The sequence below is a fragment of the Pedobacter yonginensis genome (assembly GCF_003173595.1).
Taxonomy (GTDB): Bacteria; Bacteroidota; Bacteroidia; order Sphingobacteriales; family Sphingobacteriaceae; genus Pedobacter; species Pedobacter yonginense.
The window spans coordinates 647,452-658,361 of the sequence record NZ_QGNZ01000001.1 but is presented as its reverse complement, the minus strand read 5'-3'; the positions used below and the strand labels follow the sequence as shown (position 1 = coordinate 658,361).

The window sequence follows — 10,910 nt, the reverse complement described above, 5'->3', positions numbered from 1 at the left end:
CTTAAAAGCCCCCTGTTTTTAAATATTTAATTTCATAAATCGCTTCATTTTTCTCAGCTTCCCCGGCGTTTTTTAAATCATAGGTTTGGTCGGCTGGGGTATCTACATCGGGAAAACGGCGCACATCTCCCGTACGGAAAACAATCCTTGATACTTCAGCAACTGGCTGAAATGCTAAGCTGGTTAAAACGTCTTTACCATTTACGGTTATGGTGTAAAAGCGGGTAAATGCATCTAATTTAATTTTGATGTCGTAGTTTTTACCGGCTTCATATTTCATAAAGTTTTTGTAGCGGGCACCAGCCTTTGCACTCAAAGTAGCCGAGCTATCAAAAGTTAAACGTACTGTTGCCATTCCCTTTTCATCTTGCAATTCAATTTCTAGCAAGCCGAAATTATTCTGCCTTGGCCTTACCGAAAATGCTGTGATTGTTTTTCTACCCGCTGGAAAAATTCGTTCTGCTTTAGCATAATCAAATGGATCTTTATCTTTTAAAACTAAAGCCCCATTTTCTACTTTTACAGGTGCCCAAAGCGGACTGTAAATATTCCATAATTCAAGTGCTTTATCTTTCGGAAGTTGCTCAAAATCATCGTTTGCATGCTGGGTGGCTTTCTCATTAACCGGAGCAGGGATGGAGGAAACCCAAACATCTTCTTTGTTCATACTGTAGGTTACCCACAGCTTTCCGTCAGTTGGCTTTCCATTGCCTTCTTCAATGCCACGCACATATTGCGGGCCGTATGATTTATAATTGCCACCATAGCGCATGGGTGTAATTTCTCCATGCACCAGCAATAAATTGGTATAATCTAAACCGTTCTTGCTTGTTGAAATGGCGAGAGGCCATCTATATTCGGATGGATTATAAACGGTTGCGTAGTTTCCATCAGGTGTTCTTTGTCCCCAAATTTTTGCATTGCTATTTACAAAACCTGGTGCGCGGGCGGCGTTTTCTGGCCAGCTTTTACCATTATCTGCACTAATGGCGGTTAAGGCATTTTTCCATAATCCAACTACCCTTCCATCAGGTAAATGGTAATAACTGAAGGCTTTATATTGTTTCTGCAAGGTTATTAGAGGATCTTTTCTATCTGCCTCTTCATTCCATTGCTGTGTCATTAACTTATTGGCCAATAGTTCTTTACAAGCCTCAACAAATGCTTTGCTTTTACTTTTAGTGAAGTATGGGTATTTGGTATTTTTTTCTGAGTAGCCAGGATTATAATGAATGAAGTAGATTGGTCCATATTTTCCATCTGCCTGAATTTCGCGTACTGCCCTGCCAATTCCATGACCATCATTGGGATCATCTTTAGCATCAAAACTAATTGCATAAAAGCCTAAAACCAACAACACATTTTTGGTTGACACATAAAAACCCATGCGTTGGTGCATTACAGCATCTAAATCTTTGGCAACATCTGTTCTCCCCTCCTTGGTTGTTCCATCGGGTATTCTATACACAGGAAAAACAACACCGGGCTTGGTCCATGTGTAACCATCTGCAGAAGATTGAACTAGGGTTTGCCCTGGCGGAATGCTTTCCCCTACTTTATCGCTTAAATATTCGAGATAAAATTTATGATTCCAATAGGCCAACATAGGTGCATGGTTATACGTCCAGCCAAAGTTTTCGGCCCATTCTGGATGTTCACGATTTGCCCTGAACGTTTGTATGTTGTGCACACCGATTACTGGTGTAAGTTGCCCATGATGGTAATCGGCATTCACTAAAGTTTTGCCTGTGTAGCGCACCGTATCTTGCGCCTGCGCGGTTAATGTCGCAAGTACAATTGATAGTGTGATATACAGTATTTGAAAGTTTTTCATGCTTTGATGTATCTTTAGGGCTTGCTATATTTCACTAATGCCTTTATTATTTTTCTTTTTACTTTAACAATTGTTCCATGCTTATGCCCTTTTGGTATGGAAACTGCTGAGGTTACATCTTTAAAGGTTTTAAAATCTGATGTTTGATAAGCCGAATAGATTTTTTGCCCATAGGCATCGAAATAAATCAGCCATTCGTTACCAACTTTTACAACCGTTGGGCCTTCTGTTAACTTCGGACTAAAAGCATCTGAAACATTGTTGTAAGGACCTAGTGCATCATTCGAAAAGGCAACTTTTAAATTTCTGTTAGGTCGGGTGTTGTCTTTCAAAATCAGTACATAATCTTTGGTGGCTCTTTTCACAATAACAGCATCAATTACGCTAAAGCCAGCATCCAGAAACAATTTAGGTTTCGAAAAAGTAACAAAATCTTTCGTGGTGATGCTATACATACGATGGTTATTATCCTCATCTTCAATGCCTTTTGCAAATCGAAAAGGTATGGTTGATGCCCAAATGATTACAAATACTTTCGTTTCATCATGGTAGAAAATTTCTGGTGCCCAAACATTTACCGTTGTGGGTTCATTTTCCATTACGGGGATAAATTGTTGTGCGCTCCAATGAATCAAGTCTTTTGAACGGGCATATCCAAACCCCTTATCTCCTTTCCAACTGCAAGTCCAAACGAGATGAAAAGTTCCGTCAGGGCCTTGAACAATGGATGGATCGCGTAGCACTTTTTGTGTACCCAACTCTGGCTTTAAAAAAGTTTTATTCAGATCTGTCCAGTGGTAGGCATCATAGCTGTACAGAAGCCTTAAACCCCCAGTTGCGGGTTCGTGAAAGGATGTAAATAGATAGGCCTGTTTAGAACAAGACATCAATCCGCACAATGCCAAGCCGATTACAGCGAGACGAAATGATGATGTGATTTTTGCTTCTGACATTGATCTATTTTTATGAATCCGTTAAGATGGATTTGCGTTATATTTTCTCCAATACCAAAACCCAGTCGTTACCATTTTGAGGTTCACCGGGTGGGTAGAATGCTTTTATGCCTTTATTTTCAAATTCTCCAATTGCGGTGTATTTTCCATCACGTGGGTTAAACCAACTTGCTTTTACATCATCACCATCTGTTTTTCCCAATTGAACACTAAAGTTCTTTCCATTGTAGGTGTACAATAGCGCAAATTCTTCACCTCGGGTTGCAATAACCCGATCATATTTTTCGCCGTTTTTACCGGCCACCAAAGTTTGATCGGGAACGCGATCGAAGTAAGATTGTGATAGAATTAATTTCTTGAGGAACTGCATTTGCTTTGCACCAGGTGCATTTAATGCGGTAATCCATTGATCTCTTGGCCCGTATGCTGGTTTTAAATCGGTCTTTTTATACATCTGCATCACCGAATTGTGTCCATAAGTATAGCCAAAGGCGCCTGCAAAAACCGACCAATACCCATATCGCCTCACATCTGCATCTGTCCAGCGGGGTTGCGTGGTATCGTGCAAACCTTGTGGAATATCTTCGTAAGATGGTTCTCCATCAATGGTGGGTTTAGTTGGCTTTAATTTATAATCGGACTCGATATATCTCCAGTTGTCTTCGCCAAAATGAAGTTTTTCTTTTTTTGAAGTGTCCTGATCGTAACGGCGATGACCGGATTGAATCATATCGAAATCGCACCATTTTGCCTGCTGAAACCATTGAGAAGAAGCGGTTCTTCCTCGTGGATGGAAAGTGATTAAATGATTGGGATCGTTGGCTCTTAGCGTTTCGCCAATGGTATTCCAAACATCCATTCCTTCACTTCCTTTTATATCGCCACCATTTAACCATATAATGTTCCAACGATCTTTATAACGCTTTGCTAAAAACTCCGCATAAGCTTTTGCCTGTGTTTTGTTTACTTTTTTCTCTTTTACGTTTGTGCCCCAAACCGGAACCAAAGCCATATAAAGCCCTTTTTCGGCGGCCACATCCACAATATAATCTACATGATCCCAGTAATCGTAAGCCAAAGAATCTTTTGGGTTATTTCCTGCGGTGAGCATGGGTTTTGAAACATCGGCCCGTACAACGGACGAATCTAGATAAACGTTTCTTGAAGGAACTTCATGGAGCAACATCACCTGTATTACATTGAAACCCTTTTGCTTGCGATCTTCGAGATAGGTATTGGCTTCTGCTCTATTCAATCGGCCAAATAAAAGCCAAGCGGTATCGCCCAACCAAAAGAATGGTTTTCCATCTCCCGTGGTTAAATACCGTCCATTTTCTGAAACCAAAAGGGTTTTATCGCCAAAATGTGTTTTCTGCTTACAAGCAAAAGCTAGAAAGGAAACCAGGGTGAGTAGGTATATTTTAACTTTAAAGTTCATTCTAAATTTTATTAATGATGATGACCTCGTCTCCAGAAGCAACTTTGGCAAATTTTACCATGTGCCCTGCGTTTATTTCTTCCTCCTTGATGGATTTTCCTGTTTTTGCATCCAATACTTGCACATAAAATTTTCCGCTCGATTGACTCAAATCAAGTGGAACGGCATCGGCCGAAGCGTTGTATAAAATATAGGATTGATTCTGATTTTCTAAACCGTATTGCTTTGCAGATTTACCTGCCGGACGGAATGGTTTCATATTGGAAGCAAGTTGTAAGGCTGCTGCTTTGAGTTGATTTACATTGGAAAGTGATCCGCCTGCCATCAAAATTGCCCATCCAAAAGCGTCATAACTATCTCCCGAGTACATCACTGCTTTATCTGGAAATTTAGTTTTGTATTCTGATACGGCGTGATAAACCTCATCAAAAGAGGTTTTTTTCGGCTTCAGCAAGCGGGCGTGTTGGCGCGGAGCCAAACTCAAACCGCCCTGAGGTGCATATGCTGTAGCATCGGCTTGATAATGCCAATATTTAATGTCAATCAAATCGACAACACTTGCCCGTTGTGTATCGGCTAAAATGGCATCTTGAACATCTTTAGTTACACTTAAACCAATAATGGGATGCTTGCCCGTTTCCTTTTCCCATTCTTTAATGGTATCAATCCAAAACTGAACAAAATGCAATGGCCCGGTAAACTCTGCGCCAATGAGTTGGATTACACCAGAGTTGCCCTCAAAATTATCTAAACATTTTCTGATGTAAGCGCTGTGTATGGCTTTGCGATGCTCGTTGGTTAAATCGTAAAACTGTTCGGCCATAAAAATGCGTTTGTCTCCGGCGTATGGAACAGGTTCTGGAAAGCCTGTGTTGTTGATGTTGTTTGCCGTACGCCACGGAAAATCGGCATAATGTGCGCCCGCCTCAATAATGTTATGTTGAAAATAGTTCTCGTGGATTAAAACCAAACCTTTTTGGTCGGCCAGATTTGCAAAGGTTTTTAAGCGATCCCAATACCAAAGGTTGTACTTGGTAATATCATACTTGCTCAAACCATCCCAAGCTTTATCTTGGCCGCTTCTAGCGTAAGGCAATTCATAAAAAGGTGCCCAAACTTCGCCATCCATTCTACGGATGCGTTCATGATCGTCTCGCCTTCTATCATACCAAAGGCCGTAATTGTGGTCTAAAATTTTAACGGAGCCATTTTTCATGCTGTCGGTAATTTCATCTAAATCATCCGTTAAGCCCTTTCCTGATCTTCCTGGAACGAAACGCGTAACATGAAACTTTGGATTTTTTAATCCATAAGGACGAGCACTGCCATTCCACCAAGGTACATCCTGACGGTCGCCCACAACCAATTCATTCCCCCGAACCAACCAGCCATTTTTGATGGTCATGGCATTGGCTAAAATAGGCTTTGCAATTTGATCTAATCCGATTTTATCGATGCTCTTTACCCCAGATGAAGCGGTTGGAATTGGATTTCTTTCCGTTGCAGCATCAATATATTCTGAAACAGTTAAGGCAGGTTTGTATGCCAGTTTTGTTAATTTCAGCGCAACATCTACAGGCGGTGAGCTGGATGCTTCCGTTTCAATTGGGAGCACAAATGCTCTGGAATCAGTTTCGCTGCCCAGCCTATCTTTTAATTGGGCATAGTATAAACTTCGGGGCTGAATTTGCTCGTTCGACATATCCCAATAGCCATTTCCTGCAAATTGAGCCCATGTACCAAATGCCCAATTCTGAGCGGTTGGGGGTTGAAAATTATCCACCCGAGCGGCACTACATTGCCAAAAAACACTGTTCGCTGCACTCCAGCCCGCTCCTTGTCCATCCTGACCTCGGTTTAAATAACTTAAGGCCTGCCCATCAATGTTTACGATATCAAATAAAACACCTGATGCCCAACTATCTATTGTACCGCTAAAACTAAAGGGTAAATAAGATTGGCACTGCACGAAAACGTTTGGCCCAGGTGCACAAAAACCGACTGCAAAATCGTGGTAAGCATATTCTGAATATAAGCGCTGAAAAAGCGTTTGCTGACCTGTAGTTAAAAAGGTGTAACGCCTTTCTCCTCCAATTTCTGAAATGGGTGCAAGCGATTTGCAGTCTTCAACGGTAATTCTTTTGGCCGATTCTAACACGTTTACCGCACTTCCTGCAAAGTGCTGAAATACCACCTGACGTACCCATGCATCTACCACATTTTCAAGGCAAATGGCTGTCCAACGGTGATATTCATCTTTAATATTTTCTTTATGATAATCAGATTCTAGGCTTAGATTCTCTACACCTGATTGTTTGATTCTACCTTCCCATTGATATTTTGAGATGGTAGCACCACCATATTGTGCATCTAAAGCAGTGGTAATGGGTGCATCAAGCACGATGGTTGTGCCATCTATCGCTACGATTGTCCTATCCCAATGCAAATCACGAGTGCCTGGTTTCCAGCCTAAGGCACTTTCGCCACCGCCAAATTCAACCGTTTTTAGGGTTTCAATCCATTCTTTTGTTGATGGTCTGTTGATGATGATTTGATCTCCAACCTTAAACCCAGCGCTATTTTTTAAGGATATTTTGTTTGAATTAACCGGAACATAGGTATTGCTGATGGAAATAGGTTTTTCTTCTAATCGATTGTTTTTACCCAAAATCCTGATTACCCCAATCCGATCTAATCCGGTCGCAAATATTTTTGTTCCATTTTCCCCAAATCCGCTTCCTCGAAGTACTACACCTGACGTGGAAATTTTTAATACCCCTGCGACTTCGTAAATGCCCTTTTCCAAAAGAACTGCTCCGCGCAAACCATCCCTTCCGATGGGTAATTTGGAAACATAGTTGATGGCCGATTGAATCCGGGTTGTTGCATCGCCCTTTTGTACGGGAACAACAACTTTTACCGTGGCATTTGGAATTGCTTTATCTCCTGCCATATATCCTGCATAAGAAAAGTCGAGGATTCTATTTCCCTGCGCATCGGGCGTGTAAGCCATTTTACCTGTTTTATCCTTAAAAATGGGTTTAGGAGGATCAACTGGCTTTGTTTTTTGCGCAAAAGAAAAGTTTATACCCAAAACTCCAATCAGCAAGATGGGTATTGCTTTCAGTATTGAGACTTTTAATATGTGGTTAGATTTTGGCATTTGTACTCTAATATTTTTACGACTCTAAATGTGTTGCTGGAAGCACCCAAATCAGGAATGATCTATCTCTCATTTGAGCTTCTCAGTCGATTAGGGTCTCACTTTATTCACATCTACTAAGCTATTCAAATAAACTTCGATATTTGCGTAGCCAGATTTGGAAATTTTCGCTGCATCTTTCGAATCTTTCGGGTTTAATCCATTTTTGCTTTCCCAAGCATCTGGTATTCCATCATTGTCCGAATCTAAATAAGGTTTGCCTTTATATTCTGGATAGCCACCCACTTGAGCAATATCTGAAATGATCCCTTTTTTGTAAGAATCGGCTGGCAAACGGCGTTTCACATAGCTTTGTTTAGCGGGCAGTTTTCCATCTTCAACATGTTCTATTTTTCCTGTGGCTACCTGTTGCACAATGCGTTGATCTACCGCATCGCGAATGGGTAAGGATGCGCCAGCATTAGCCAGCACATATTCGTATGCTTTCTTGGTCTCAATAATGGAGACTTTAGCCATTGGCAGAGGTTTATCTATCCGAATAGAATCCAATAATTTCTGTTTATCTCGTTTGCTTTCGGGTTGTACGCCCCCATCCCAATTGTTTCTGGTTACTCTTTCATTTCCATCGATAATATTTCCGGTAACGTAAGCCCGACCAAATTCGTTGGTAAACTTTTTATCTCTGCCTGATTCTGGCTTTAAAATTCGATAAGAAATTGGTTCGCCAACGGGTGTAATTGGCCCTGGTTTGTAGTAGTTGTTCACAAAACTGTAAAACGAAGCATTGTCTCCACCATCGGCACTTCTGTTCCACCAATTGAAGATGACGTTATTTACAAATCCGAAATCGCCATACATACCCACCGATGGATTACGACTGATGTTTGATGCCCAAAGGTTGCGCATAAAGGTCGAATTTAAACCGCCAATTGTACTTCCAAAGGCGTGATTATAGGTATCAAGCGCTTCAGAGAAAATAGAATTTTGGATGGTTACATTCACCGTTGGAAGCTTTACAGGTTTTGAGCCATCTTTGGCATCATAAACATGGCGATAAATAGACATGTTTTCGTCTAAACCCCAGCTTGCAGAAACGTGATCGATTATAATGTTACCAACCGGATTGCCTCCAATGGCATCATCTCTGCGGGTAACATCCGTAGCGCCACGGCGGAAACGCATGTAACGAATTACCACATCATGTGTGTTGATCCACACCGATTCGCCAGCAATGCAAACGCCATCGCCCGGCGCACTCTGGCCCGCAATGGTAATGTAAGGTGCGCGAATAATGAGCGGGGTTTTGAGCTGGATAATACCCGATACGTTGAAAACAATGATGCGGGCACCTCCCTGTTCACAAGCCTCACGGAGCGTTCCTTTTCCAGCATCATCTAAACTTGTAACAACGTAAACCTTACCGCCCCTACCTCCAAATGAATAGGCACCGCCGCCCTCTGCACCAGGGAAGGCAGCCATTTTGGCTTGAGGCAAATCACTTGGCTTAGCTGCCCATGGAATATAGGGCTTGCCATGCTTAGCTTCCTCATCTACAATGGATTTAACCCTCAAAAACTGAAGTTCAGATTGATCTTCTATGCTTTTTAAAAGAGAGTCTGCTTTCTTTTCCATAGCTTCTGGAATAATTGGGTATTGGGCAAGCACAAGGTTTGCCGAACCTAAAATCGCAATCAGAATTGCAAAAGAAACGTATTTTATCATTTAGTTTGGCTTAACTATGGATACTGGTACAACGCTATTCAAATACACTTCAATGTTCGAATAACCACTTTTGGTGATTTTGGTTGCATCTGATGGATCTTTTGGATTTAAACCATTTTTTATCTCGTAAGCATCTGGCATGCCATCATCATCAGAATCTTTGTAAGGCATACCCTTGTATTCTGGATAGCCGCCAACTTGCGAAATTTCTGTGATAATACCTTGCTTGTAAGAATCTTTTGGCAACCTACGGTGTTCAAATTGAAAAGTAGATGGTTTTGCATCTGGATGAACTTCGATCTTTCCTGTAGTCACTTGCTTCACAATTCGGGCATCAACAGGATCTCTTTTTGGTAAAGTTGCACCGGCATTTGCCAACACGTAATCTTTTGCTTGTAAAGTTGGTATGATGGTGAGTTTAGGCATTGGAAAAGGCTTGTTTGCTTTCATAGCTGCAAAGTATGGCTTTGCTTGCTCGTATGACATTAAGTTACCTTTCTTATCTTCTACCTGCACGCCGCCATCCCAATTGTTTTGAGTTACTTTTGCATTACCATCAATAATGTTTCCGGCTACATAAGCTCTGCCAAAAACCACGTATGGCAATTTGCTTCTACCAGATTCTGGCTTCAGAATGCGATACGAAATGGCATCTTTTAAATCGGTAACGGGACCTGGTTTGTAAAAATTATTGATGATGTTGTATTGAGCGGTATAATCGCCGCCGTCTGTTGAGCGATTGTTCCAATTGAAGACCACATTATTCGCAAAATTGAAAATACCATTCCATCCGATAGATGGATTTCGGGCACCATTATCTGCCCATAAATTTCTAACAAAGGCACAATTTTCTCCGCCTAGGGTAGAACCAAAAGCATGGTTCCAATAATCTAAAGCTTCAGAAAATATCGAATTTTGAATAGTGATGTTTACCGTTCCTAATTTTTCTTCGGTTTTACCTGTACTGTCGTTATACATATGGCGGTACATAGACATATTTTCATCTAAGCCCCAACTTGCAGAAACGTGGTCGATCATAATATTTCCAACCGGATTTCCGCCAATGGCATCATCACGACGCCCAACGAAAGTTTCACCACGTCTAAACCGCATAAAACGAACAATTACATCATGTGTGTTTAACCATACCGATTCTCCGGCAACACAAACGCCATCGCCCGGAGCGGTTTGCCCAGCAATGGTAATGTACGGTGCACGAATAATTAGCGGCGTTTTTAACCTAATGATACCCGACACGTTGAAAACCACAATTCTGGCTCCACCTTGCTCACATGCATCTCTTAAAGAACCTGGCCCCCTATCATTCAAATTTTTAACCACGATAACCCTACCGCCATGGCCGCCGAAACTATGCGCTCCACCACCTTCAGCACCTGGAAATGCCAATAGCTCAGATTGCGGCAAATCATTAGGCCTGCCAGCCCAGGGAATGTATGGCTTTCCCTGTTGGGCTTCTTTTGCTATAATGGGTTTAGCTTTTTCCCAAGCAATATCTGATTGATAATAAGCTTCTTTCATCATCGAATCGGAAGATTTTTTCACATCTGCGGGAATATTTGGATACTGTGCAAAAGAGTAACTTGCTGAGCATGCCAATACTGTTGTTAAAAACAGATTTAATGTAGTTCTTTTCATTTGTGTTTTGCTCGTTAGGAATGACAAAGATTTTAAGCAGCGATTTCTATGCGACATAAATCTACACATAAAAATAAAAGATTTTGGCTCACTTCTTTTGATATTCCTGGTTATTAATTTTGGTTAGAAAGTATATTATCTTTC

General features: G+C 41.3%; 6 protein-coding genes. All 6 read right to left on the bottom strand.

What is annotated here, in order from left to right; translation table 11 throughout:
• Window position 1 precedes the first annotated feature (1 nt).
• The 6 genes from DHW03_RS02930 to DHW03_RS02905 all read right to left on the bottom strand — a co-directional run bounded on the left by DHW03_RS02930 (window position 2) and on the right by DHW03_RS02905 (window position 10,766).
• Window positions 2-1,834, bottom strand: coding sequence for a sialidase/neuraminidase family protein (locus DHW03_RS02930; RefSeq protein ID WP_109924237.1), 1,833 nt, complete (start codon window positions 1,832-1,834; stop codon window positions 2-4).
• Between the two features lie 14 nt (window positions 1,835-1,848).
• Window positions 1,849-2,787 carry a glycoside hydrolase family 43 protein gene (locus DHW03_RS02925; protein ID WP_109924236.1) on the bottom strand — a complete coding sequence of 313 codons (939 nt, stop codon included), beginning with the start codon at window positions 2,785-2,787 and terminating at the stop codon, window positions 1,849-1,851.
• A gap of 37 nt (window positions 2,788-2,824) precedes the next feature.
• Window positions 2,825-4,225 (bottom strand): glycoside hydrolase family 140 protein, encoded by a 1,401-nt coding sequence (locus DHW03_RS02920; protein ID WP_109924235.1) that lies wholly within the window; start codon window positions 4,223-4,225, stop codon window positions 2,825-2,827.
• A 1-nt stretch (window position 4,226) separates the two neighbouring features.
• Window positions 4,227-7,388 carry a DUF6298 domain-containing protein gene (locus DHW03_RS02915; protein WP_109924234.1) on the bottom strand — a complete coding sequence of 1,054 codons (3,162 nt, stop codon included), beginning with the start codon at window positions 7,386-7,388 and terminating at the stop codon, window positions 4,227-4,229.
• A gap of 90 nt (window positions 7,389-7,478) precedes the next feature.
• Window positions 7,479-9,110 (bottom strand): pectate lyase family protein, encoded by a 1,632-nt coding sequence (locus DHW03_RS02910; RefSeq protein WP_109924233.1) that lies wholly within the window; start codon window positions 9,108-9,110, stop codon window positions 7,479-7,481.
• On the bottom strand, window positions 9,111-10,766 hold the full coding sequence (locus DHW03_RS02905; RefSeq protein ID WP_109924232.1) for a pectate lyase family protein: 1,656 nt from the start codon (window positions 10,764-10,766) through the stop codon (window positions 9,111-9,113). It lies immediately after the preceding gene.
• Between the last annotated feature and the right edge of the window lie 144 nt (window positions 10,767-10,910).